Here is a 25,542-nt window from a genome sequence, read left to right as displayed (position 1 = left end):
TTTCAAGCCAAGGCCAGGGTCAGCGGCCGGCTGCGCCCCTGCACCAGGGCCGAGGGCCAGGCCGGGTCATGCGTCAGGTTGTGCAATTGGCTGCCGTCGAGCAAAAACGTGTCTTCCACCGTGCTGCCGGGCAGGCTGGGGTGGAAGGCCAGCGCCATGCCCCGCTTGAGGATGATTTCCGTGTGCGCGCCGGCAGCCACTTCGGGCGCCAGGTAGCCGTGGATGCCGCCCTGCCGGCTGGTGCGTACCGTGTCGGGCTGGCCTGCATACGCGTAGGCGCTGTCGAGCGCGTGATACACCATGCTCAGCGCATGGCCCGTTTCGCAAGCGTCGAGCGCCACCGCTTCCAGCGCCAGCATGGCCGCATCGGCATCGTCCATGACCACCGCCGCGCCATCAGCGCGATGCTGCGCCGGGCCGAAGCGCCGTTGACGGCTGAGGCTAGCGCACAGGCCGAAACGCCGCGCGCACAGGGCCAGCACGGCTTGCGGGCCCAACTCCACCTGGGCTGGCGGTGCGCGACGATACCGCTGTTGACGCTCCGCCCCGCTGACCAGCACGTGCACGGCCTGCAAGCCCCGCAGCCACAGCGCGCGCGCGCAGGCGGCAGCCAGTTCCAGCTCGCTCCAGTCGGGGCGGGCCTGGCGCAGCGCATCCGCGGCCGCGCGGGCAGCCAGCTGCCCCACCTGCCGGTAGCGCAGCTGTTCCGATTCCAGCAGCACCAGCCGCTCTTCGCGCAAGGCCACGGGCAGGCTGCGTTCGTGCAAGCCCGGCCGGTCGGACAGGACCGGCGCGCCACCGGCCGCATGCTGCACGAAATGCTCGCGCAATTCATACAGCTGCGGCTGCATCCAGGGTGACACTTGCCACGTCCATGGCCCGCGCACTTCTTCCTCGCGCATGCGCATGGCTTCGGCTTCGTCCGTCAAGATATAGGCGGCGTCGCGCGTCACCAGTACTTCCGCGCAGCCGCACTCGGCGGTATGGTAGTGGCTGTTCGACGCGCCCGCCGTGGCCCACGCAAACCAGTCCCCGCCGCGCAGGCGCACGGCGCCGGCACGCTGGTCTTCCAGCCAGCCCCGCATCTGCGCCAGCTTGTGCGCCACTTCCAGTTCCAGCGGCCAGTTCATGACCGCCCCTCGTGCGGGCTCCGGCGCGGCGCCACGCCGCCTGCCCTGCCTGGCGCCAGCCGGGTCTCCTGTTGTGCATGCATAGCTGCTCCCTTCCTACATGGAAACGTAAGACCGGCGCCCCCATCAAAAGTTCAGTGCCCGGATGCGTCTCAGGCTTGCAGTCTATGACTTCCCTCTGTTTTTGCAAGCCGCTATTTCGCCAGCTCGATCAGGACAGCCGTGTACATCTGCAGATTCAGCAACAGCTGTTTTTCCGTGATGAACTCGTGTTCGGAATGCCCCGTGTACACGGTGTGCGGCATGGCCGGGCCGAAGCTGACGGCGTTCGGGAACAGGCGCGAATTGGTGCCGCCGCCGATGGCGACCGGTTGCGGATGCGCGATGCCCGTGTAGTGCCCGAACACGGACAGCAGGGTGGGAATCTGCGGCGCGTCCGTCTGCAGCCACGGTTCGCCGATCTGCACCTGCAGGGTAGCGGGCACCTGGCGCCGCGCCTTCCAGCCATCGAAGGCGGCCGTCACCTGCTGCTGCAGCAAGGCCGCCGTCTTGCCTTGCGGACGACGCAGGTTGATGTTCAGTTCCAGCGCGCCGCCAGCTTGCTTGAGCACGGTAGGCGCCACCGTCATCGGTCCCATGAAGCCGTCGCGGTAAGCGATCTGGCCAAAGCGCTCGCCGTAAATGTCGGTGCCCACCAGTTCATTCAGGAACGACAGCATGTCGGCCGCCTGCGTGCCCTGCCACGGCTGCACGGCCAGCGCGTCGGCCAGCATGCTGATGGCGTTGACGCCGTCTTCCGGCTTCGACGAGTGGGCCGACACGCCCAGCGCCGTTACCGTCAAGGTATCGCCAGTGCGCGCGTAGCTGTAGCGCACGCCCTGCTGGCCCTGCGCGCGGGCGCGGATGGCCGCTTCCAGCGCGGCTGGCGCGTGGTCGATCACGGCTTGTGCGTCTTCCGGGATCTGGCTGCCGAAAAAGCCGCCCGCCAGGCGCGTCAGCACGGGGCCGCCCTTGGCCGGCAAGGCCGTGCGCGGCGGCAGGGTCAGCTTGATGGAACCGTAGCCCTTCTCGGCCGTCACCACCGGGTATTCCGCATCGATGGTGATGTTGACCTGCGGCGGCGTATGGGTTTTCAGGAATTGTTTCAACGGTTCCCAGTCCGATTCCTCGGCCATGTACACGTACAGCTCGATGCGCTTGCTCAACGGCACCTGCTTGTCCTGGATGGCTTTCATCGCGTACAGGGCCGTGGCGATGGGCCCCTTGTCGTCTTCCGTGCCCCGTCCCAGCAGCTTGCCCGGTTCGCTGCTGCGGTCCAGCTCGAACGGCGAACGGGCCCATTTCGCGGGGTTCACCGGCTGCACGTCGCCATGCGTGATCACGCCCACCCGTTCGCTGCCGCTGCCCATGCCGATGATGAGCACGTGGCCGTGATCCTGGAAATCGAATCCCAGACGCTGCGCCTCGGCCGCCAGGTAGCGCTTGAAGCCCGTGTGCTGTGGATTGTCGGCGAAGGGCACGGCCGGGTCGGCCACCGTGTTGTAGCTGATCATCTTCGCCAGGCTGGCGATTAGCGGTTCCGGATAGGTGGCCAGCGCGTAGCGGGCCGTGTCCTGCGCCTGCTGGCTGACGGGCGCGGCATGAACGGAGGGCTGCAGCAGCAGGCTCATCAAAGTCAGCAGGATGGGTTTCTTGAACATGGCGGGGCGCATAAAGTGGGGAGGCCAACTCTAGCATCGCCCGCACCGATTTCCAATCGATACGAGTTTTTTACCGATCAGTACGCAAATTCCCGATTCGCATTATCATGTGCACAGCCTGTCATCCCTGCCGCTTCCAAGGCCGACCCTACTGGGGTCAGGGGATAGACAAATCGTCCATTGTGATTTTCCACCACGTCCCGATATCGCTACCATGATTCCATTTTCCATACTCGACCTGGCCCCCATCGCCGAAGGCAGCGACGCCAGCCAGTCGTTCAAGAACACGCTCGACCTGGCGCAGCACGGCGAACGCTGGGGCTACAACCGCTACTGGCTGGCCGAACACCACGGCATGCCCGGCATCGCCAGCGCCGCCACAGCCGTCGTGATCGCCCATGTGGCGGCCGGTACCAAGACCATCCGCGTGGGCGCGGGCGGCGTGATGCTGCCGAACCACTCGCCGCTGGTCATCGCGGAACAGTTCGGCACCCTGGAAGCGCTGCATCCGGGCCGCATCGACCTGGGCCTGGGCCGCGCGCCCGGTTCCGACCAGACGACGGCGCGCGCCCTGCGCCGCGACCTGCAATCCGATGCGGAACAGTTCCCGCAAGACGTGCTGGAATTGATCGACTACATGTCCGACGAGCCGCGCCAGCGCGTGCTGGCCGTGCCCGGCAAGGGCGCGAAAGTACCCGTGTGGATACTCGGGTCCAGCCTGTTCGGCGCCCAGCTGGCCGCCCACCTGGGCTTGCCGTATGCATTCGCCTCGCACTTCGCGCCGCAGATGATGATGCAAGCCGTGGCGTATTACCGCGAACACTTCAAGCCGTCAAAACAATTGGCGAAACCATACGTGATGCTGGGCTTTAACGTGTTTGCCGCCGACACGGATGAGCAAGCGCACTTGCGCGCCACGTCGATGCAGCAAGCGTTCGTCAACCTGCGCACGGGCCGCCCGTCGCGCTTGCAGCCGCCCGTGCCCGGTTACCTGGAGCAATTGGGTCCGCAGGAACGCGCCATGCTCGATTCCGTCCTGTCGTGCACGGCCATCGGCGCACCGGACACCGTCAAGGCGAAGATGGCCGCCTTCATCGCCGAAACGGGCGCCGACGAGCTGATGATCACTTCGCAGATCTTCGACCATAAGCACCGGCTGCGCTCGTATGAAATCACGGCGCAAGTGCATGCGGAACTGGCGGGCGCTCGTTAAGTTTTAACTCTCCCTCGGTATATCCCCCTATACCCTTTTCCCGGCCATCGGCAACGATCGCCGGGATTTTTTTGCCTGGCGTGTTTACCCGCCGTTTTTCCTGCCGTCTTGCCTGCCGTCTTGCCTGCCCCCTGCCGCAAAATCGGCCCGGCCCGGCAGGAAATGTGCAGCCCCGCTATCATGCTCATCCAAAAGCATTATTCCAAGAAAGCTGTACCGCATGAAATCTGCAAGCTCTTCCGTCGATGCCAGCACCCTGCTGAGCTCCACCCGCATCCTGTTGTTCGCCCTGTCCGCCGGCGTGCTCGTCGCCAGCCTGTATTACGTGCAGCCGCTCACGTCCATGCTGGCCGCCTCGTTCGGCGTCAGCGTGCCGCAAGCCGGTTACCTGGTCACGGCCACGCAGATCGGCTACGTGCTGGGCATCGTGTTCCTCGTGCCCCTCAGCGACGTACTGAACCGCCGCCAGTTGCTGACGTGGATGCTGATCGCCAAGATCGGCGCCTTGCTGTTGGCCGCTACCAGCCAGAATATTATCGTCTTTGCCATCGCCAGCGTCTTGATGGGGATCACGTCCAGCGCATTGATGGTGGTCACGGCCATGGTGGCGTCGTATGCGCCGGATCACAGCCGGGGCCGCATGGTGGGCACCGTCATGACGGGCTTGTTGCTGGGCATCTTGCTGGCGCGTACCGTGTCCGGCACGGTGTCGCAGATCAGCGGCGGCTGGCGCACCGTCTACGTGCTGGCCGCCATCGTCGTGGCCGCCCTGCTCGTCATGCTGCGCCGCATCCTGCCAAACGAGGCGCCACGCGGCAAGCTGCAATACGGCAAGCTGATGGCCTCCTTGGCCGACATCATCCGCCAGGAACCGCTGCTGCGCCAGCGCGCCCTGTTCTCGGGTCTGGGCCTGGGCACCTTCAGCGTATTCTGGACAGGGCTGACCTTCTTGCTGAGCGGCGCGCCGTATCACTACTCGGAAATGCAGATCGGCCTGTTCGGCCTGGCCGGCGCCACGGGCGCCTTTGCGGCCAACACGGCGGGCCGCATGGCCGACCGCGGCTACGCGCGCCAGGCCACCTGGCTGCTGGCCGTCGCCTCGATCGCGGGCTGGGCCTTGATCGGCTTTGGCGCCCATTCGCTGGTGCTGTTGTTGATCGGCATCGTCCTGCTGGACATGGGCGTGATGGGCCTGCAAGTAACGCACCAATCCATCATCTATAAACTGGCGCCGCATGCTCGGGCAAGGGTCACCACCGTCTTCATCGCGGGCGGCTTCATCGGCGCCTCGGCAGGTTCGGCCCTGGCCAGCGCCAGCTTTGCCGCCGGCGGCTGGCCCGCCCTGTGCATGGTGGGCGGCGCCATGCCGCTGCTGATGCTGCTGGTGTGGAGCAAGTATCGCCACACGCAGCGCAGGCTGGAACGGGCAAGCGCCACCTGAACCAGCGCAAAAAAAAACCGCTCGGCCGAGCGGTTTTTTTACGTCCCTATTTCGCCGGCGCGCGCGCCTTGCCGAATGCATCGCCCGCCTTCCAGGCCGGCATCTTCGCGCCATTTGCCACGGCTTGCCCCAGGTTCAGGGTGAACTGCGCCTGCTGCGTCATGCCGGACAAATCCCAACTGGCATCGTACTCATCCGTGACTTGATGGTAGCGGGGGCCGTAGGCGGCCGCCTTGGCTTTCGATGCCTCGACATCCTTGATGTACTCGCGTCCGCCATTGATGGAAAACGCGGGCACGCCCGCCTTGGCAAAACTGAAATGGTCGCTACGGAAATAACCGCCGGCCAGGTCGGGACGGGCTGCCGCGATATGCATGCCCATGGCTTTGGCCACCGTGGCGGCGATCGCGCCCAATTCCGTGCGCTCGTTGCCCTGTGCGCCGATGTCGCGCGTGGCGCCCACGAAATTCAAGCTGTCGAGGTTCAGCGCGGCCGCCGTCTTGCTCAAAGGCCACAGCGGGTCGGCCGCGTAGGCGGCGCTGCCCAATAACCCTTGCTCCTCGGCCGCCACCCACAAGAAGATCTGCGTGCGCTTCGCGGGTTGCTTGACGGCTTCCTGCGCCATGGCCAGCAAGCCGGCCGTGCCGGAGGCATTGTCGACGGCGCCGTTGTAGATGGTGTCGCCCGCTTTTTCGTCATCCTTGCCCTGCTTGCCCAGGTGGTCCCAGTGGCCGCTGTAGATGACGGCTTCATCTTTCAATACCGGATCGGTGCCCGGCACCATGCCGGCGATATTGAATTGCTCCACCTTGCGCACGGCCGACTTCATTTCGCCCGACAGTTTGGCGTTCAGCGCGACGGCCTTGAAGTCCTTGTTTTCCGCCTGCGCGCGCAAGGCGTCCAAGTCCTGCCCGCCAGCCGCAAACAGACGGCGCGCCGCCTCTTCCGCGATCCAGCCCTGCAGCGGCGTGCCGGCAGTGCGGTCCGCCAATTGGAAGCGCTCGCTGCCGCTCCAGCTGTTCTGCACCACGCTCCAGTCATACGATGCGGACGGTTTCGTGTGAATCAGCAACACGCCAGCGGCGCCCTGGCGCCTGGCTTCCTCGAATTTGTAGGTCCAGCGGCCGTAATAGGTCAGCGCCTTGCCGGCGAAACGGTTCGGATCAAGCGCGGTCGGCTGCGGGTCGTTGACCATCATGACGACGATCTTGTTTTTGACATCGACACCCTTGAAATCGTTCCAGCCTTCTTCCGGCGCCGTGATGCCGTAGCCGACGAACACGAGCGGCGCATCGAAGGTATGCGCGGCAACGGAGTCGCCCGTGGCCCAGACCCAGTCCGGGCCGAACGCCAGCGGCACGGCCTTGCCGCCCGCCACGGCTTGCAGGCTGCTCTCTTGCGGCAAAGATTTCACGCCAGCAATTTGCACGCTCTGACGGTAGCTGTTGCCGCGCACGGGTTGCAGCCCGGCCATCTGCGCCTGGGTTTCCAGGTAAGCCACCGTCAGGTCGGCGCCGCGCTGGCCCGTGCCCCGGCCTTCCAATAAATCGTTGGACAGGAAGGCCAGGTGGGCGCGCAGGGGCGCTTCCTGCACGATGGGCAAACCGCTGGCGGCTTGGGCGGAAAACGCCAGCGCGGTCAAGGCGAGGGAAGAAAACAGCTTCTGCATAATATCCTTTGGGTAAGAGGAGGAAAGCGGTCCGGCGGATGGCCGAGCCGGCGATTGTATGCCATGGGGAAAGATGGATCAAAATGCGGACGAAAAAAATCCCCGCGGCAAGGGCGGGGATGGGCGATGGAAGCCGCGTCAGACCAACAAGGCGGCCGCCAGCGATTCGATCTCTTCCGCCGATTCGTCGAGGATGGTGTGCAAGGTGCTGCCGCCGATGCCGAAGTCGATCTTCGCGGCCGCCTGGCGCCGCGCGGCGCTTTCCGGCGGATGCAGGGGCGAGCCGACAGGCGACAGATCGTTGGCCAGCACCAGGGTCGCGCCCAGGGTGCGGGGCGGGAACGGGCTGCCGCCATGCCACATGCCTTCCACGGCCTGCAAGACCATGTCGGGTACCTGCAGCTGGCGCAGCACGCCGCGGCCGATCAGCTTTTCGCCGTATTCGATCCAGTCTTCGGTATTATCGTCCAGCAAACCAGGATATTCCTCGGCGCGCGACAGCAGATAAAAGCCGCCCACTTCATGCACGATGGCGGCGAACATGGCCGTTTCCACGTCCACGTGCGTGACTTTCCGCGCGATCACCTGGCTCAGCGCGGCCACGTGGGCCGTGTGTTCCCACAGCTTGGCCGCCTTGGCGCGCAATTGCGGGTCCGTGATCTGGCTGCCCAGCTGGCGCACGATGACGGACGCCACCATCGACTTTAACGTGGCAAAGCCCAGGCGCGAGACGGCCGCGCGCACGTTGGCGATTTCATTGCCGGAACGGTTGTAGGCGGCCGAGTTGGCCAAGGCCACGACCCTGGCCGACAGCAGCGGCTCGGCCATGACCATGCGGGCGGCCGCTTCGATATGGCAATCGGGGTCGTCCAGCGCTTCCTGCAGCTTCAAGGTGGCCTTGACGTTGGCGGGGAACGTCAGCTCGCCCTTGCTCGCTTGCAGCGCGATAATCTTGAATACTTCCAGTCTATCCATGGGTCAATCTCCGGTACGGGCTTGTTCAAGCTCTGCTCTGTGGGTGGGCCGGGAACGCGCATGTATCCCCGGCCCTGCTCCCGTTTCCGGCAATATTACAGCAAGTTTATACTCAAACCTATTACTTTCCGGAAACTTTCCCTGCCACGCCTTCGACAAAATAATCCATCTTCGTCAGCGCCGCATCGTCCAGCACGCCTTTGTCCAGGCGCACTTTGCCATCGTTATCCTTGATCGGCGCGCTGAAAGGATTGAGCTTGCCAGCTACCAAGTCTTTCTCGCGCGCCAATACAAACTGTTTCACGTCGGCGGGCACGGCGGCGTTGATGCCTTCCAGCTTGACCATGCCATCCTTGATGCCGCCCCAGGTGCTGCTGGACTTCCACGTGCCGTCCAGCACGGCTTGCGCCTGCTTCGTATAGTAGTCGCCCCAATGGTGGGTGACGGCGGCCAGCTGCGCCTTCGAACCGTACTTTTTCATGTCCGAATGGTAGGCGATCGCATACTTGCCCTTCTCTTCTGCCGCCTGCACCACGGCGGTCGAGTCCGTGTGGTGGGTGACCACGTCGGCACCCTGGCCGATCAGGGTGATGGCCGCGTCGCGCTCCTTGCCCGGGTCGAACCAGCTATTCACCCACACCACTTTCACTTCCGCCTTGGGGTCGACGCTGCGCATGCCGCGCGTGAAAGCGTTAACTCCCTGCAACACTTCGGGGATCGGGAACGCCGCCACATAACCAGCCACATGGGTCTTGCTCATCTTGCCCGCCAACACGCCTGCCAGGTAGCGGCCTTCATAAAAACGCGCATTGGTGTTGGCCACGTTGACGGCGGTCTTGTAGCCAGTCAGGTGGATGAACTTCACATTAGGAAATTGCTTCGCCACTTTCAAGGTGGGATTCATGTAGCCGAACGAAGTCGTGATGACGAGCTTGCTGCCCGTTTGCGCCAGGTCGCGGATCACCCGTTCCGCATCGGCGCTCTCCGGCACGTTTTCCACATACTTGGTGGTGATCTTGCTGCCCAACGCCTTTTCCATTTCCTTGCGGGCCAGGTCATGCTGGGTGGTCCAGCCCGCGTCGCCGATGGGGCTGATATACACGAAGCCGACATTCAGCGGCGCCGTCGCGGGAGCGGCGGCCATGACGGGCATCAAAACAGCACTGCAAACGGCGGCGCATACTAGTTTCTTGGACATGGTTTTCCTTGTGGTGAGTGATTAATTTCCGGGATTGAAATTTTTCCCCAACGAAGCGGGCATGTTGAGCTTGATGTAATTGGCATTGCTGGAAATAAGCACGAGCACGACGATGGCCGCCAGGTAGGGCAGCATCGACAGCAGTTGCGACGCGATGGGCACGCCCAGCGCCTGCGCGTGGAAAGTCAATATCGTGATGCCGCCGAACAGGTAGGCGCCGCCCACCACGCGCGCCGGGCGCCAGGTGGCAAAGGTGGTCAGCGCCAGCGCGATCCAGCCCCGCCCCGCCACCATGCCCTCGACCCACAGGGGCGTGTAGACGAGCGACAAAAAGGCGCCGGCCAGGCCGCAGCAGGCGCCGCCGAACAGCACGGCCGCCAGGCGGATACGGCGCACGGGATAGCCGAGCGCATGCGCGGAAGCGGGCGACTCGCCCACGGCGCGCAGCACGAGGCCCGCCCGCGTGCGGTACAGAAACCAGGCGATGGCCAGGCACAGCAGCAAGGACAGATACACCATCGCATGCTGGCGGAACAGGGCCGGCCCCAGCACAGGAATGTCTTCCAGGTAAGGGATGCCGAAGCGGCCATTCTGCAAGCTGTTGCCCACATACTTCAAGCCGATATACGTGGATGCGCCCGCGCCGAATAGAGACAAGGCCAGGCCCGTCGCGTACTGGTTCGTGCCCAGCCATACGGTCAGCCAGGCAAAGAAGCCGGACAGCAGCATGCTGGCGCCCGCCCCCGCGAGAAAGCCCAGGGTGGGACTGCCTGTGTTGACGGCCACGGCAAAGCCCGTGATGGCGGAGACCAGCATCATGCCTTCCGCGCCCAGGTTCACCACGCCCGCCTTTTCATTCACCAATAAACCGAGGGCGGCCAACATCAGCGGCGTGCCCGCATTGATGCTGGCGGCGATCAGGGGCGCGATGGTGAAAGCCAGGTTATCCATGTTTCCTCCAGCGCAGTTTGTATTGGATCAGCACGTCGCAAGCGAGCAAGGCGAACAGCAAGATACCCTGGAACACGCCCGTGATGGCGCTGGGCAAGCCGAGGCGCGATTGCGCCAGTTCGCCGCCGATATAAAACAGGGCCATGACGAAGCTGGAAAAAATCACGCCCACGGGATGCAGCCGCCCCACGAAGGCGACGATGATGGCGGCAAAGCCGTAGCCGGGCGACACCGTGGGCGTCAACTGTCCCATCGGCCCCAGCACTTCGCAGGCGCCCGCCAGGCCCGACAGGGCGCCGCAAATCAGCAGCGACGACCACAAGGTCTTGCGCGAGGAAAAGCCCGCATAGCGGGCGGCGGCCGGCGCCATGCCGCCCACGCGCAGGCGGAAACCCGAAATGCTGCGCGACAGATACAGCCAGCCGCCCAAGGAGGCCAGCAAGGCGAACACGATGCCGATGTGCAAGCGCGTATCGCTGATCACCATCGGCAACAGCAAGCCGTCGGACAGCAGTTTCGACTGGGGAAAATTAAACCCTTCCGGGTCGCGCAGCGCGCCATATACGAGATAACTGAGCAGCAATTGGGCGATGTAGACCAGCATCAGCGAGACGAGGATTTCGCTGGCGTTGTAGCGGTCGCGCAGCCACGCCACCAGGCCAGCCCACACCATGCCGCCGGCCATGCCGGCCAGCAAGGACACGCCGATGATGGCCGCGCCGCCCACGCCGTCGTCGAGGTACAGGGCGGCCGCGCCGCCGCAGATGGCGCCCAGGGTCAGCTGCCCTTCCGCACCGATGTTATAGATGTTGGCGCGAAAGCAGATGGCCAGACCCACGGCGATCAAGAGCAGGGGCGCCACCTTGATGCCCAGCTCGGACCAGCCATGCGCGTCGCGCAAGGGTTCCACGAAAAAGACGGCCAGACCGGCCAGCGGATCGTGTCCCAGCGCAAGAAACAACAGCGCGCCGCACAGCACCGTGAGCAACACGGCCAGCACGGGCGACAGCCACGACATCAACCGCGACGGTGTGGGACGGGCTTCCAGGCGCAAGGCAAACTTAGCCATGGGCTGCCTCCTGCGGCCACAGCCCGCTCATCCATTGTCCCACCTGCGCCACGCTGGCTTCGCCCACGTCGAGGGACGGTGAAATTTTGCCCTTTGCCATCACCAGCAAGCGGTCGCTGATGTCGAACAATTCATCGAGTTCTTCCGACACGACCAGCAGCGCGCAACCAGAGTCGCGCAGCGCCAGCAATTCCGCGCGGATTTGCGCGGCCGCGCCCACGTCCACGCCCCAGGTCGGCTGCGCCACCACCAGCACGGTGGGCTCGCGCATGACTTCGCGTCCGACTATGTATTTCTGCAAGTTGCCGCCCGACAGGCTGCGCGCCAGCGCCTGCGGCCCGCCCGCCTTCACCTGGAAGCGGGCGATGATGGCGGCCGCCCGCTGCGCGATCGCGTCACGGCGCAGGAAGCCGTGGCGGATGGTGGCGGGTGTCTGCAGGCTCAACAGCACGTTGTCGGCCAGTCCCATGTCGGGCACGGCGCCCCGTCCCAGCCTTTCCTCCGGCACGAAGCCGAAGCCCAGGGCGCGCCGGCGTCCCGGCGGCAAGCGGCCCGCCGGCGTGCCGTTCAGCACGATGCTGCCGGCGGCCGCGCGCATGTCCTCGCCCGACAGGGCCGCCAGCAATTCCTGCTGCCCATTGCCGGACACGCCCGCGATGCCGACGATCTCGCCTGCGCGCACGTCGAAATTGATATCCGTCAATTGCGTGGCGAACGGGTGGCTCTTCGGCAGGTCCAGCTGCCGCACGCTCAGCATGGCGGCGCCCGGCGTGCGCGCCACGCGCGTGACGGCGGGCGGCTCGGCGCCGATCATCATGCGCGACAGGCTGGCCGCCGACTCTTGCGACGGGTCGCACACGCCCGCGTTCTTGCCGGCGCGCACCACCGTGCACGTGTGGCACAAGGCGCGGATCTCGTCGAGCTTGTGGCTGATGTACAGGATGCTGCAGCCTTCGGCCGCCAGCTGGCGCAAGGTGGTAAACAGTTTTTCCACGGCGCCCGGCGTCAGCACGGAAGTCGGTTCATCGAGGATCAGCAGTTGCGGCTTGGCCAGCAAGGCGCGCACGATTTCCACGCGCTGGCATTCGCCGACGGAAAGCGTGTGCACGTGGCGCTGCGGTTCCAGGTCCAGGCCGTACTGGCGCGCCGTCGCTTCGATGCGCTGCGCCAGCTCCGCCATGTTGGTACCAGCCGGCAAGCCGAGGGCGATGTTTTCCGCCACCGTCAAAGTGTCGAACAGGGAAAAGTGCTGGAACACCATGGCGATACCGAGCGCGCGCGCGGCCGACGGGTTGGCGATTTCCACTTCACGGCCATTCCACAGGATCCGGCCGCCGTCTGGTTGCACGGCGCCGTAGATGATTTTCATCAAGGTCGATTTGCCGGCGCCGTTTTCGCCGAGCACGGCGTGGATCTGTCCGGGCGCGACGGTGAGGCAGATGCCGTCATTGGCCACCACGGCCGGATAGCGCTTGCTGATATCGAGTAATTCCAGGCGTGCCGTCATTGTTTTTTTCGTGCCTCGCTGCAAGGTCGCCGGCATCGTCGCCGGTGGAGAAATTCAAGCTGTTGTCTCTATCGTATCGGCATCCGCGGCGCTTGGGGGATGGCGCGGCGGCGCGCATTTCTATTTCCACAAAAAAACAACACCTGTATACAATTTTGAAAAAAATTATCAGCTTTACAGCGGCCGCCTTGCCCCGCAAGGGCGAGAAGGTGCGATGATTATATGCAAGAACTGATAGTAAGTATGCAGCCAAGACATATCGCCCAACACGGCGCTTCTCGCATCATGGATTGAACGGCGCGCAATATGCCCCATCGCAGCGCTTCATGCGGGCTACGCCCCCTGCTATTTCATTTCCCGTTTTCCAACACCGCCATCAGGAGCCGAAAGTGCCAAAAACCATACCGTGTCTGTTGCTCTGCCTCACTACCACCCTGGGCATGGGCGCGACCGCCCAGGCTGCCGAATGGAGCGATACCGCGCTGAGCTGGCGCGCCGGCAATGACTACCGCGAGCCGTTCAATCCGGACGACATCAAGAAAAACATCTTTGCCATCACGCACGCCAGCGGCTACAAATACGGCAGCAACTTCGTCAACCTCGATTTCCTCATGTCCGACAGCAAGGACCCTGGCGCGCTGGGTAAAACCTCCGGCGCGCAAGAGGCGTACCTGGTCTACCGCAACACCATCGACATCGGCAAGGTGCGCGGCAGCGACATCAAGTTCGGCCCCGTGCGCGGCGTCGGCGTCACCCTGGGCTTCGACGTCAACACGAAAAATGACGTCGGCTACAACTCGCGCAAGCGCATGCTGGTGGCCGGCCCCACCCTGATGTGGGACGTGCCCGGCTTCTTCAACACCAGCCTGCTGTTGCTGCGCGAAAGCAACGCCCCCAGCGGCGCCTTCCCGCCCATCTCGCAAGTGACGGGCCGCTACACGTACAAAACGCACGCCATGCTGACGGGCGCCTGGGGCATCCCCCTGTCGCCGCTGTTCTCGTTCGAGGGATTCTTCAATCTCATCGATTCAAAAGGCAACGATGAAGTGGGGCGCAAGACGGCGGTGGAAACGAATATCGACATGCAAGTGATGTTCGACGTGGGCGCAGCCCTGGGCAGCGCCAAGAACACCTTCCGCGTGGGCCTGGAATACCAGTACTGGAAGAACAAGTTCGGCAACTCGCCCGCCACCACGGGCAACGTGGGCCAGACGGCGAAGACGCCGATGATACGCGCGGAGTACCATTTCTAAAATTCATTGTTACGCATCAACACACACGGTCGCGCCTGATGCCAGCATGGAGCTTTCCTGCTGGCGGAGAGCGCGACCGTGGAACAACTATTGCCGTATTACGAGCGTGAACTGGGCCTGTTCCGCCAGTACACGCGCGAGTTTTCCAGCCGCTATCCGAAGGCGGCCGGGCGCCTGCTGATCGCCGGGGAGACGTGCGAGGACCCGCACATCGAGCGCCTGATCCAGTCCGTCGCCCTGCTCACGGCCAGGGTCGCCAAGCGACTCGACGACGCCTATCCGCAATTTACCCATTCCCTGCTCGAAACCCTGTATCCGCACTACCTGCGGCCGTTTCCCTCGTGCTCCATCGTGCGCATCGCCGCCGACGAAGCGCCGGGCGGCGGCCAGCTGGCCCAGCTTGCGCATGTGGCGCGCGGCACGGTGCTGCGCTCGCAGCCGGTGCAGGGCGTGGCTTGCAAGTTCACCAGCGCGTATGACGTGACCCTGGCGCCGCTGACCATTTCTCGCCTGCATTTCTCACCGCTCCTCGACGCGCCGCCCGGCCTGCGCCTGCCCGCCGGCGCAAGCGCCTTGCTGAGCATTCAGTTCACCAGCAGCAGCGAGCAGTACCACCTGGATCAGGCCGGCTTTTCCAGCCTGCGCCTGTTTGCCGATGGCGAACCGTCCGTGCGCGCGGCCCTGCTCGACGCCCTGTTCCTGCACGGCGCGGGCGCCTACGTGGCGCTGGACGAACACGGGCCGTGGCATGCCGTCGCCGGCACCTTGCTGGCGCCGGCCGGCTATGCGGACGACGAGGCGCTGATTCCCATTTCCGCCCGTTCGCACCCGGCCCTGCGCCTGCTGACCGAATACTTTGCCTTTCCGGAAAAATTTCACTTCATCGATATCGGATGGTCGCTGCTGGCGCCCCTGCTGCCGAAACAGTGCCGCCAATTCACCTTGCACCTGCCGCTCAAGGGCGTGCGCAGCGACAGCCACGAAGCGCGGCTCTTGTCCGGCGCCAGCCGCGACAACCTGCTGTTCGGCTGCACGCCCGTCGTCAACCTGTTTGCCAAGTCCGGCGTGCCGATCCGCCTCACGCATACCGAGCCCGACTACGCCCTGGTGGCCGATGCCACGCATGCGTTTGCCTACGACATCCACAGCATCGAAGCCGTCACCGTGGTGCGCAAGGATCAGGCCGGCGATCGCCTGAGCGCCTTCTTGCCGCTGTATGCCTCGCTGCAAGGCACCCAGGGCGAATATGACCAGGAGCGTGGCCAGGAATATGGTCAATACTGGCTGGCGCGCCGCGACGAAGCCGTGGCCGCCATCAGCCCCGGCCATGAAATGCGCCTGAGCCTGATCGACCCGCAATTCTCCCCGGACTGCGCGGCCAGCGCCACCGTCTCGACGCAGCTGCTGTGCAGCAACTGCGACTTGCCCACGCAGTTGCATTACGGCTTGCCCGGCGGCGACCTGCTGGCCGAAGACGTACCCGACGGCATCCCCGCGCGCTTCCTGCGCAAACCGTCACCGAGCATGCGCTTTCAGGCGGACACGCACTGGCGCCTGATTGCGCACCTGTCGCTCAATTACTCGAGCCTGACGCAAGCGGGCCTGGGAGAATTCCAGAAAATGCTCAGTCTGTACGACCTGCCCCGCTCGCCCGCCACGCAGCGCTTGATCCAGGGCATCGTCACGCTTGAGCACGGCAGCACGCGCGCGTGGATGCCCACCGTACCGTTTCCCACGCTGATGCCCGGCATCGCCATCCGCCTGGGCATCGACAAGCAAGCGTTCGTCGGCAGCAGCATCTATATTTTTGCCCAGGTGCTGCAGCGCTATTTCGCCCTGAACAGCCAGCTCAACTGCTTTAGCCAACTGACGCTGCGGTCCCAACGCAGCGGCGAGGAAATCCTGCGATGCCCGGAACGCAGCGCCGACGCCACGCCAGCGTGATCCAGCAATTGCTCGACGCGCCGCAGCGCTTCGAGTGCTTCCAGGCACTGCGCCTGCTGCTGGCGTGGCTGGCCGCACACGGCGTCGACGAGCACACGGCGCTGGCAAAGTTCGTGCGCTTCGACAATAGCGTCTCGCTGCGCTTTCCCGCCAGCCAGGTCGAGGCGCTCACGACCAGCGGCATAGCCGATGCCGATACCCTGCTGCAAGCGCTGCTGTCCGGTCACGGCCAGCCCATCCACCTCACGCCCGCCTTCATGGGCCTGCTGGGTTGCCAGGGCAGCTTGCCCAGCCACTATTCGGAGCGCATCGCCGCGCACCAGCATAGCGAACGCGAGAATGGCCCGCGCGCTTTTCTCGACCTGTTTTCCAGCCGCGCCGTCGCCCTGTTTTACCAGGCCTGGCAAAAATACCGCATCGAACAAGCCGGCCATGCGGGCGACTTCCTGTCGCGCCTGCTGGCCCTGGCTGCTTGCCGCCCGGGCCAGGACGAGGCGGCGGCCGGCCTGTACAGCGGCTTGCTCCAGCAGCACGACGTCTCGTCCATCGTCATGGCGCGCATCCTCGGCGACCATTTCGGCGTGCCCTGCCACATCAACGAGGCGACGGGCGCCATGGATGTACTGGCGCCGCGCGAACAAACGGCGCTGGGCAGGGAAAACGCCGTGCTGGGCCAGCGCGCCCTCGTCGGCGAGCGCTGCCGCCGTCCCGACCTGGCCGTGCGCCTGCGCCTCGGCCCGCTCACGGCGCAGCAGCACGCCAGCTTCCTGCCCCGTGCCCCGGCCAGCCAGGCGCTGCGCCACATGCTGATGCTGTTCGGCCAGCCGCTCGTGCGCTACGACATCGTGCTGGTTCTGCGCGCCAGCGAGGTGCGGGGAATGGCGCTGACGGCCGCGCCACAAGGCGGCCTCGGTTGCAACAGTTTCCTCGGCGATACGGCAGCGCCACGCCACCGCGATGACATGCACTACGAAATGCAATTGATGCCCTCATTCAACGATTGAACCTTGCGGCCGCGCAAAACGCTTGTGTTCGCTATTGCTACAGTCGGCCAACGATCCCTACCGTGAAGCGATGCACGATGAGCCAGTTCCCCGATACGACGGCGGCATGGACGGCAATAACGGGCGACATGCAGGGCCAGCGCCTGCTGCGCCTGCACTTTCCGCAGGGCGATGGCCCCGCCGGTATCCAGTTCCTGGCCAACAGCCTGGCCGCGAGCGAAAGCCTGTCGCGCGACTTTTCCTACGTGGTAGAAGTGCTGTCCGACGACGCCAGCGTTGCGCTCGACAAAGTGATGGGCAAGATGGTGACCGTCGACCTGGTGCGCGAAGACGGCACCTTGCGCCACTTCAATGGCTACGTATTTGAATTTCGCTTCCTGCGCACGGACGGCGGTTTTGCGTTTTACGAGATGGTGCTGGAACCGTGGCTGTCGCACCTGCACTTGCGCCAAAACAATGTCGCCTTCCACGGCTTGACGGTGGCGGCGCTGACGGACAAGGTCTTCGATGATTACCTGATGCGCGACTACAAGCTGGCCGCCGGCGGCCCGGATCCCGCCATCACCTACACGTGCCAGCACAACGAGAGCGACCACAACCTGCTGCACCGCCACTGGGAACAACTGGGCTGGCACTACCGCTACGAACACCGCCTTGACGGCCACACCTTGTGGCTGTCGGACGACAGCACATCCGGCAAGCCCATCGATGGTGAGCTGAGTGAAATCCCCTTCCAGCATCAGGCCGGCTCCCTGGAAGACGATGGCGTACATCAATGGAGCACCGTGCGGCGCATGGCGCCAAGCCAGATGACGGTGGCCAGCTTCAATTTCAAGAATCCGCGCAGCGCCCGCGCCAGCCGCGACTCGCTGAACCGGCAGGGCGCCGTGCCATCGCTGGAAGTGTATGAAAACACGGGCAGCTACGGTTTTAAAAACATCGACGATGGCGAACAGCTGGCCCGGCGCCGCATGGAAGAGGTTGACGCCCAGGGACAGCTGTTCGAGGCGCAAGGCAACGATCGCACGGCGCAACCAGGGCGCTGGTTCACCCTGGGCGGGCATTTCGACAGCGCAGCCAGCGAATACCTGATCCTGTCCGTACACCACTACGCCAGCAACAACTATCAGCAAGGACACGGCGCCACTTCGCACTACAGCAACACCTTTACCTGCATCGCCCGCGCCATCCCCTGGCGCCCCGGCCGCAATTTCCACAGCCGCGAACCGAAGATCTACGGCGTGCAGACGGCCACCGTCGTCGGGCCGCCCGGCGAGGAAATCCACACGGACGGTTACGGGCGCGTAAAGGTGCAATTCCACTGGGACCGCCTGGGTACCTTCGACGACAAGAGTTCGCCGTGGATACGCGTGATATCGAACTGGGCCGGCCCGAATTTCGGCCACATCAGCCTGCCCAGGGTGGGCATGGAAGTGGCCGTGCAATTTCTCGACGGTAACGTCGCCATGCCCCTCATCATCGGCTGCGTCTACAACGCGCGCAACATGCCGCCGTGGGAGCTACCGGCGAACAAGACGCAGAGCGGCATGCTGAGCCGTTCCTCAAAGAAAGGTTCGACCGCGCACGCCAACGCCTTGCGCTTCGAAGACCGCAAGGATGCGGAAGAACTGTGGCTGCATGCGGAAAAAGACCAGCGCATCGAGGTCGAGCATGACGAATCGCACTGGGTGGGCAATGACCGGCGCAAAACCGTCGACCGCGATGAAACCGTGCACGTCAAGCGCGACCGCACGGAAACGGTGGACCACGATGAAGACATCACCGTGCACAACAACCGCCGTGAGCGCGTCGACCATGACGAACACATCGACATTGGCGACAACCGCCGCGAACACGTGGGCGGCAACGAGCAGGTGCAGATCGACGGCCACCGCTCGGAACGGGTGACCCTGGCCAAGGACGAAACCATCGGCCTGGCCAAGGTGCTGACCATCGGCGCCGCCTACCAGACCACCGTCATCGGCGCCATGAACACCACCGTGGTGCTGGCGCAGGCCGAGCAGATCGGCCTGGCGAAAAGCGTCATCGTCGGCGCCGACAGCACACTCACGGCCGCCGACTCGCACACGATGACGGTGGGCACATCCAGCATCACCATCACGCCGGGTCGCATCGAACTCGTTGCCGATGAAATCATCATCCGCGGCAGATCGAAGGTGCAGATCCATGGCGACGACATCGACAACAATCCGGGCTGACGATGAACGACGCCGGCACAGCCCATTTCAACATCCCCAACCTGCTGTTCGACAACCGCACGCCGCACGCGGCCAGCCAGTTCGACATGCTCGACCAGTTTGGCGAGGCCTTCCATGTGGTGGTGGCGCGCATGGGCTACATGCTTGGCCCCTGCGGCGCGGATGGCCTGGCCAGCCTGCTGCCCATGGCGCGCCAGTCGCCGCTGGCCACGCAAGACCTGCACCTGGACGACGACACGCAGGCGGGCACCGTGCAGGAAAGCGACTTCGCGCCATACAAGCCGGGTTGCGACGTGATCGTCAATGGCGTGGCGCACGCGCCGCGCGGCCAGGCGATGCCGCAATTTCTCGTCAACCTGAAGGTGCAATCGGAAAAGAAGACCCTGATCGACAAGACCCTGCAAGTGTGCGGCGAACGCGCCTTCCGCAAGAAAGCCGTCCTCACGCGCCTGGTGCAAGGCTGCGCCCGCATCGCCACCGTGGGCTTGCTGCGGCCCAATCCGTGGCAGCTATCTGCACCGTTAGCGTTCCTGCAATTGCCGCTGCACTACAGCTACGCGTACGGCGGGCAATTCCGCATCGAGGCCGATGACTGCAACGCGGCGGCGCACGATTCCTGCCAGGCCAACCCGCTGGGACGCGGTTTCGTGCGGCACTGGTACCTGGATGCGAAACAGATCGACGAGGTGCCGGCGCCCCGTATCACGCAGCCGTCGCTGCCGTGCACGGCCGCCCAGTTCTGGCAAGGCGCCGGCGGCAAGGAGCTGCCGCCACCAGCGGGGCTGGCCGTTATCGGCCGTGGCTGGCTGCCGCGCCGCGCGCTGGCCGGCAACATCGTCGTCAAGGATCAATGGGATGCCGACGACATCCCCGCCCTGCCGGAAGACTTCGATTTCGCGTACTGGAACAGCACGCCGCCCGACCAGCAATGCCCGCATCTGGCGGGACGGGAACAATTCACCTTGACCAATCTGTGCCGTCACGACCATCGCTCGGCCCGCATCAACCCGCGCGGCAACACGGTGCTGCGCTTTTCCCTGCCTCGGCAGGTGCTGTGTTTGCTGCTGGCGGACAAGAACGACCAGTTGCTCGTCCGGCGCCTGGCCATCGATACGGTGCTGGTCGATCCCGAGGCAGGCACCGTGGAACTGGTGTGGCGCGCCATCGTACCGGCCGACGCGGGCCAGGTCGCGTCGCGCCTGCTGCACGTGATGGAGGCGGCGCAGATCGCCCGCATCGAACTGCTGGAACAGGCGCAGGAAGCGCTAAGCGAAGCCGCCGGGCAAGGCAAGAAACCATGACGAATGAAACCGTCACCAAGGCCTCGCGCTTCTATTGCGTCAGCCTCAGCCCTGACATTTGCAAGACGCCCGTCGGCTCCAGCACGCCCCCTATTCCCTACAACATCATCGGCGAATTTTCAGAGGCGCAAAACGCCTCGCCCAACGTCAAGTCGCACAGCGAGCCCGTCATCCTGCACCAGCGCAGCACCATTCCCACCGTCAAGGGTGACGCGGCCGGCAAGGCGGGCGGCGTCAAGAGCGGCACCGTCGGCAAACAGGTCGACACCAAGGTCGCCAGCCCCATCCACCGCGCCAACGGCGCCGGCCTGGTGCAGATGGGGCGCGAAGTATGGATGAATTCGCGCAATACGATGGGCAAGATTTATGAACGGGGCGCGGAAGCGGCCAAGCCCATGCTCAAGGAACTGAAGGCGGCGACACGGGAAGCGGCACAAGATTACAAGGATCATGGCTCCAAGAAAATGCATGGCACCGCCGAAGATCTGGTAGACGTGGGGGGCACCGTGCTGACAGGCAGTGCCGTGCTGGGTGTCGCCGGACTGGGCGCTGCGGCAACCGGCGTTGGCCTGCCGGCAGCTGCCGCGATGGAAACAGCGGCAGCAACTGGCGCGGTTACCGGCACGGTGACCGTTGTGACAGGCACGGCCATGGAAGCGTCGGCCACGGTGCTCGACCAGGCGGCCGACTACATATTGACAGGCAAGACCCCTGATTTACTCAGTACGGCCTCGGACATCGTCACGAATGCGGCAGGCACATTACTGCAAACGGCGCTCTTCAGCAAGATTCCCGGCGGAAAAATACTGAGCAAGTTTCTCGGCAAAAAAGCGGCACCGACCATCAACAAGGTGAAGGAAAAGCTGGTCGGAAAAAAGCCGGACAAGCCACCGCCAAAACTCGACAAACCGCCCCCGAAAAACGGCGGCGACGACGGCAAGAGCCGTGGCAGGAAAGAACCGAAATCGGAGCCGCCGTCCGACTGCTGCCCCAAGGATAGCGGTCCCGCGAAAAAACCCGTCAAGGGCCGCAAGCCCGTGCATTTCGGCACGGGCCAGGAAATCCTGTACCAGACGGATTTCGCGCTCGAACGCAGCATCCCCATCGCCTGGACGCGCTGCTACCGTTCCGGCGCCGAATGCGAAGACGGGGGCTTGCTGGGCGCGCGCTGGTCCACGCCCTACACCACCAGCCTGTCGCTGTGCGAGGCCGGCATCGTCTACCACGACGACAGCGGCCGCGCCCTGCGCCTGCCTGGTTTGGAACCGGGCAAGCGGCACGACAGCCGCAAGGAAGGTTTTACGCTCATGCGCGACGGCGCCGACACCTTTACCGTGCTATGGCGCGACGGCAGCATCGACCGTTATGCGCGCGCTGAAGGCGGCTGGCTGCCGCATGGCTACGACGGCGTCAACGCCATGCTGGCCCCGTCCGCACCCATCGCCACGCAGCGCTTTGCACTCGTGCGTAGCGAAGGGCGCGACGGACGCGGCATCAGCATCGACCGCTTGATCGATGCCAAGGCGGGCGAAGTGCTGCTGCGCCTGCGCAGCGACGATGGCGGCGTGCTCGAAGCCATGCGCGGAGAAGCGGAACAGGCCATCCATATCGGCAGCATCGACGAGATATTGCCCGACGGCAGCCGCCTCTGCCACGTCCGCTACGCCTATGCCATCGAGACGAACGATGCGCTGCCGCCCGTCCCGCCACGCCACAACCTGATCAGCCAGTCAAATGCGCTGGGCGACACGCGCAACTATGCCTACCGTCACCATTTGCTCACGTCGTGCAGCAGCTACACAGGCTTTGCCTACGAACTCGATTGGATCAGCCTGGATGCGCTGCGCGCCCGCTGGCGCGGTTCTCCATTGAGCGAACCGCAACTGGACGAACGTTTCCCCATCACCCTGGCCAACAGCTACCAGGCGCGCGCCATCGCCACGCGCGCCCAAGATGGCAGCGAGCACACGCGCATCGATTACGTGGACAACGACACCAGCCGCGTCACGGAAAACGGCGGCGTCCTCGAATACACCTTCGACGCCAACTGGCTGGTCACCGAAGTGCGCCGCGTCATCAATGGCAAAACCGCCTCGCTGGGCCGGCGCGAATGGGACCGCGACGGCATGCTGCTGGCCGATATCGACGCCAACGGCACCGCCATGCGCTATGCCTACGATGCAGCCGGCAACCTGACCCGCAGCACCGATGCCAAGGGACACAGCAGCAGCATCGACTACGATGCCGGAAATCAACCTATCGCCTTCACGGATGCGCTGGGCAACACCACCTTGCGCGCATACGACGCGGCAGGCCGTCCCGTCAGCATCACGGATGCACTGGGCCACGTCACGCGCTACCGCTACGACGAGCGCGGCCAACTGGTGGAACTGATCGACGCCAGGGGCGGCAGCAAGCATTTTCAGTACAACCGCCAGGGTTCGCTGACCAGCTACACGGATTGCTCCGGCCATACCAGCGAATACCGCTACGATGCGCTGGGACGGCTGGTAGCGGCCCGCGATGCGCTGGGCCATGCCACCCGCTATGAATATGACGCGCTGGGCCGGCTGATCCGTCTCACGGCGCCCAGTCAAACCTGGGAGCAATACGCCTACGATGGGGACGGCAATCTGCTCCTGCACGTGGATGCGGCCGGTCAGCAAACGCGCTACCGCTACAACGGCCAGGGCTTGCCCGTCGAACGCACGGACGCCATCGGCCAGACTTTGCAGTATCGCTACGATGGCGCGCTGCAACTGACGGAATTGATCAATGCCAAGGGCGAAAGCTACCGGCTCGCGTATCACGCGGAAGGCTGGCTGACGTCGGAAACAGGCTTCGACGGCAAGCGCACCGAATACAGTTACGACCAGGCCGGCAACCTGACGGCTACCGAGTGCGGCAGCCAGCGCACGCAGCTGCTGCGCGACGCGCTCGGTTTGTTGCAAGTCAAGGCCACGGCGGATGGCGTGGTGCGCTACGCCTACGATGCGCTGGGCCGCCTGACGGCCGTGTCCGCGCCACAAGCCGAACAGCGCTTTGTCCACGATGCGCTGGGCCAGCTGATCGAGGAGCGCAGCGCCTGCTTCCTGCAAGACTTGCCAGAGACGGCACGGTTGCCGAACGCCCCGCGCGTACCGGACGCCAGCTTTGTCATGACGCATGCCTATGACGAACTGGGCAACCGCATCCAGACGGTCTTGCCGAACGGACGCCGCATCGATACCCTACGCTACGGCTCCGGCCACTGGCATGGCGTGCTGTGGCAAGGCAAGGCCGTGGTCGACGTGGAGCGCGACAAGCTGCACCGGGAAAAGCAGCGGCAGCTGGGCAGCAGCGGCTTGCTGGCCACGCGCCAGTACGACCCGCAATCGCGGCTCACCCAGCTGACCCTGGCACGCGGCGCCGACGCGCCCGCCCCTGTGCGCGAACGCCGCTTCGACTACGATGCGCAAGGCAACCTGACCACTATTTTACAAACGGGTTCCACGGCCACCGGCCCGCTTGGCAATCTGCGCTACGCCTATGACCCCGTCGGACAATTGCTGTCCGCCGTGCAAGCGGGCCTGACCGAACGCTTCGCCTTCGACCCGGCAGGCAATCTGCTCGACACTGCGCCCGCTACCGGCAACGTCCTGCAACGCTACGGCGATACAGAATACGACTACGACGAGCAAGGCAATGCCACCGGCAAGCGCTTCCATTCACCGGGCAGGGAATCGACGTGGAGCGACCTGGCGCTTGAATACGACGCCGAAAACCGCCTCAGCCACGCCACCAGGACAGAACGCCAGTCGCGCCACCGCGCCCGCTATTTTTATGACGCCTTCAGCCGCCGCATCGCCAAGCGGGTAGAAGAAGCACACTGGAGCAATCGGCAGGACATCACCAAAGAGCAGCCCGCACGCACTAGCGCCGCCACCACCTTCTTCGTCTGGGACGGTGACACGCTGGCGCAGGAACTTCGGCACGACGGGACGGTCACATATTTATACGAGCCGGACAGCTTCGTGCCACTGGCCAGGATCGCGTCGCCCGCCTGCCGACAGGCAAGCGTGGTCCACCTGCCGCGCATCGCGCAATGGGATTTACCCGCCACCCGGAACGACGCCGAACTGCAGGCGCTCATTGCGCAAGAACAGGCGGACACCGAAGCGCTGCATGTATCGGCATGGCAAGGTATCCAGGCGGCAGGCGGCGGCGCGGCGGCACACGATAGCATCACCCACTACCACTGCGATCACCTGGGCACACCGCGCGAGCTGACGGATGCGCAAGGGAAGGTAGTCTGGAGCGGGCGCTACAAAGCCTGGGGGCGCTTGCTGCATGTGGAAGGGGAAATCGAGCAGCCGCTGCGGTTTCAGGGGCAGTATGAAGATCAAGAGACTTGGCTGTTTTACAATCGCTATAGGTATTATGCCCCTGAGCCAGGACGTTACCTGACGCAAGATCCCATCAAATTACTGGGAGGATTAAATAGCTATAGATATGCAACAAATCCAACTGGTTGGGTCGACCCACTAGGGTTATCAAAAAAATGCAATAAAAATACAAATTGCGATCCATGTATTGGCAAAAATCCAGCAGCTTGGGCAAGCCAATGGCAAGGACATGGTATATACAAAGGTAGAGACAACTGGAAAAATACGATCTTGAAAGCAAATACCATTATTTACGGAGGAGTTCCAGGACAATCAGGATTTTATTTTGACGATGATACATTGACAAAAGCATCTGAAAGCAAGTCAAAGCTAGGTGAATTACTGCAAGTATTACCGCATAGAAAATTTGGTTATCGTCCAGACGTACAGGCTTATAAAGTTAAAAAAGATACGTGTGTAGCAACTAGCATTGCAATGGCTCAAGATGCCACTATTTTTGGCAATGGTGGAGGCAAACAATTTTTCCTATCCGATTTCAAAACCAAGGTTGTAAAAATTGGTCCAAAAATAAAATTAAAATGAG

General features: G+C 63.9%; 16 protein-coding genes. 8 read left to right on the top strand and 8 right to left on the bottom strand.

Annotation, left to right across the window (positions count from 1 at the left end):
* Positions 1-2 precede the first annotated feature (2 nt).
* Positions 3-1,130, bottom strand: a complete 1,128-nt coding sequence (locus NCG91_RS12060) for a M24 family metallopeptidase (protein ID WP_099665235.1) — start codon at positions 1,128-1,130, stop codon at positions 3-5.
* A 194-nt stretch (positions 1,131-1,324) separates the two neighbouring features.
* The gene (locus NCG91_RS12055; RefSeq protein ID WP_251349870.1) at positions 1,325-2,830 is read right to left on the bottom strand and encodes a dipeptidase; all 1,506 of its coding nucleotides are present in this window, start codon (positions 2,828-2,830) and stop codon (positions 1,325-1,327) included.
* A gap of 214 nt (positions 2,831-3,044) precedes the next feature.
* Between NCG91_RS12055 and NCG91_RS12050 the strand changes: the two genes are divergently transcribed.
* Both NCG91_RS12050 and NCG91_RS12045 read left to right on the top strand, forming a co-directional pair.
* Positions 3,045-4,043, top strand: a complete 999-nt coding sequence (locus NCG91_RS12050) for an LLM class flavin-dependent oxidoreductase (protein ID WP_251349869.1) — start codon at positions 3,045-3,047, stop codon at positions 4,041-4,043.
* A gap of 220 nt (positions 4,044-4,263) precedes the next feature.
* Complete coding sequence (locus tag NCG91_RS12045; protein ID WP_251349868.1) at positions 4,264-5,484, top strand: MFS transporter; 1,221 nt, start codon at positions 4,264-4,266, stop codon at positions 5,482-5,484.
* A gap of 46 nt (positions 5,485-5,530) precedes the next feature.
* On the opposite strand, the gene NCG91_RS12040 is transcribed toward NCG91_RS12045, so the two are convergent.
* The 6 genes from NCG91_RS12040 to NCG91_RS12015 form a co-directional block, all read right to left on the bottom strand.
* Positions 5,531-7,153, bottom strand: coding sequence for a M28 family peptidase (locus tag NCG91_RS12040; RefSeq protein ID WP_251349867.1), 1,623 nt, complete (start codon positions 7,151-7,153; stop codon positions 5,531-5,533).
* A gap of 138 nt (positions 7,154-7,291) precedes the next feature.
* Positions 7,292-8,128, bottom strand: a complete 837-nt coding sequence (locus NCG91_RS12035) for an HDOD domain-containing protein (protein WP_077400451.1) — start codon at positions 8,126-8,128, stop codon at positions 7,292-7,294.
* A gap of 121 nt (positions 8,129-8,249) precedes the next feature.
* Positions 8,250-9,326, bottom strand: a complete 1,077-nt coding sequence (locus NCG91_RS12030) for a BMP family ABC transporter substrate-binding protein (RefSeq protein ID WP_251349866.1) — start codon at positions 9,324-9,326, stop codon at positions 8,250-8,252.
* 21 nt (positions 9,327-9,347) lie between these two features.
* Positions 9,348-10,277 carry an ABC transporter permease gene (locus NCG91_RS12025; protein WP_251349865.1) on the bottom strand — a complete coding sequence of 310 codons (930 nt, stop codon included), beginning with the start codon at positions 10,275-10,277 and terminating at the stop codon, positions 9,348-9,350.
* Positions 10,270-11,346, bottom strand: coding sequence for an ABC transporter permease (locus tag NCG91_RS12020; RefSeq protein WP_251349864.1), 1,077 nt, complete (start codon positions 11,344-11,346; stop codon positions 10,270-10,272). The genes NCG91_RS12025 and NCG91_RS12020 overlap by 8 nt, the downstream gene beginning before the upstream one ends.
* Positions 11,339-12,853, bottom strand: coding sequence for an ABC transporter ATP-binding protein (locus NCG91_RS12015; protein WP_251349863.1), 1,515 nt, complete (start codon positions 12,851-12,853; stop codon positions 11,339-11,341). The genes NCG91_RS12020 and NCG91_RS12015 overlap by 8 nt, the downstream gene beginning before the upstream one ends.
* Positions 12,854-13,293: 440 nt before the next feature.
* Between NCG91_RS12015 and NCG91_RS12010 the strand changes: the two genes are divergently transcribed.
* The 6 genes from NCG91_RS12010 (at position 13,294) to NCG91_RS11985 (ending at position 25,541) form a co-directional block, all read left to right on the top strand.
* Positions 13,294-14,106, top strand: coding sequence for an outer envelope protein (locus NCG91_RS12010; protein ID WP_081922859.1), 813 nt, complete (start codon positions 13,294-13,296; stop codon positions 14,104-14,106).
* Between the two features lie 78 nt (positions 14,107-14,184).
* Positions 14,185-16,050, top strand: a complete 1,866-nt coding sequence (gene tssF / locus NCG91_RS12005) for a type VI secretion system baseplate subunit TssF (RefSeq protein WP_251349862.1) — start codon at positions 14,185-14,187, stop codon at positions 16,048-16,050.
* The gene (gene tssG, locus NCG91_RS12000) at positions 16,014-17,054 is read left to right on the top strand and encodes a type VI secretion system baseplate subunit TssG (protein WP_251349861.1); all 1,041 of its coding nucleotides are present in this window, start codon (positions 16,014-16,016) and stop codon (positions 17,052-17,054) included. The genes tssF and tssG overlap by 37 nt, the downstream gene beginning before the upstream one ends.
* Before the next feature lie 77 nt (positions 17,055-17,131).
* Positions 17,132-19,273: a type VI secretion system Vgr family protein gene (locus tag NCG91_RS11995; protein WP_251349860.1), complete on the top strand. Its 2,142-nt coding sequence runs from the start codon at positions 17,132-17,134 to the stop codon at positions 19,271-19,273.
* A 2-nt stretch (positions 19,274-19,275) separates the two neighbouring features.
* Positions 19,276-20,574: a DUF2169 family type VI secretion system accessory protein gene (locus NCG91_RS11990; protein WP_251349859.1), complete on the top strand. Its 1,299-nt coding sequence runs from the start codon at positions 19,276-19,278 to the stop codon at positions 20,572-20,574.
* On the top strand, positions 20,571-25,541 hold the full coding sequence (locus tag NCG91_RS11985; RefSeq protein ID WP_251349858.1) for a PAAR-like domain-containing protein: 4,971 nt from the start codon (positions 20,571-20,573) through the stop codon (positions 25,539-25,541). Before NCG91_RS11990 ends, NCG91_RS11985 begins: the two co-directional genes overlap by 4 nt.
* Position 25,542 lies beyond the last annotated feature (1 nt).

Source organism: Janthinobacterium kumbetense (genome assembly GCF_023703445.1).
GTDB lineage: Bacteria > Pseudomonadota > Gammaproteobacteria > Burkholderiales > Burkholderiaceae_D > Janthinobacterium > Janthinobacterium kumbetense.
The sequence above is the reverse complement of the archived record's forward strand: the minus strand, read 5'-3'. Positions and strand labels throughout refer to the sequence as shown.

Bases quoted from the DNA above. Each gene is read 5' to 3' on its own strand.
- NCG91_RS12060 (WP_099665235.1), bottom strand. From the start codon at position 1,130: ATGAACTGGCCGCTGGAACTGGAAGTGGCGCACAAGCTGGCGCAGATG.
- NCG91_RS12055 (WP_251349870.1), bottom strand. From the start codon at position 2,830: ATGTTCAAGAAACCCATCCTGCTGACTTTGATGAGCCTGCTGCTGCAG.
- NCG91_RS12050 (WP_251349869.1), top strand. From the start codon at position 3,045: ATGATTCCATTTTCCATACTCGACCTGGCCCCCATCGCCGAAGGCAGC.
- NCG91_RS12045 (WP_251349868.1), top strand. From the start codon at position 4,264: ATGAAATCTGCAAGCTCTTCCGTCGATGCCAGCACCCTGCTGAGCTCC.
- NCG91_RS12040 (WP_251349867.1), bottom strand. From the start codon at position 7,153: ATGCAGAAGCTGTTTTCTTCCCTCGCCTTGACCGCGCTGGCGTTTTCC.
- NCG91_RS12035 (WP_077400451.1), bottom strand. From the start codon at position 8,128: ATGGATAGACTGGAAGTATTCAAGATTATCGCGCTGCAAGCGAGCAAG.
- NCG91_RS12030 (WP_251349866.1), bottom strand. From the start codon at position 9,326: ATGTCCAAGAAACTAGTATGCGCCGCCGTTTGCAGTGCTGTTTTGATG.
- NCG91_RS12025 (WP_251349865.1), bottom strand. From the start codon at position 10,277: ATGGATAACCTGGCTTTCACCATCGCGCCCCTGATCGCCGCCAGCATC.
- NCG91_RS12020 (WP_251349864.1), bottom strand. From the start codon at position 11,346: ATGGCTAAGTTTGCCTTGCGCCTGGAAGCCCGTCCCACACCGTCGCGG.
- NCG91_RS12015 (WP_251349863.1), bottom strand. From the start codon at position 12,853: ATGACGGCACGCCTGGAATTACTCGATATCAGCAAGCGCTATCCGGCC.
- NCG91_RS12010 (WP_081922859.1), top strand. From the start codon at position 13,294: ATGGGCGCGACCGCCCAGGCTGCCGAATGGAGCGATACCGCGCTGAGC.
- tssG (WP_251349861.1), top strand. From the start codon at position 16,014: ATGCCCGGAACGCAGCGCCGACGCCACGCCAGCGTGATCCAGCAATTG.
- NCG91_RS11995 (WP_251349860.1), top strand. From the start codon at position 17,132: ATGAGCCAGTTCCCCGATACGACGGCGGCATGGACGGCAATAACGGGC.
- NCG91_RS11990 (WP_251349859.1), top strand. From the start codon at position 19,276: ATGAACGACGCCGGCACAGCCCATTTCAACATCCCCAACCTGCTGTTC.
- NCG91_RS11985 (WP_251349858.1), top strand. From the start codon at position 20,571: ATGACGAATGAAACCGTCACCAAGGCCTCGCGCTTCTATTGCGTCAGC.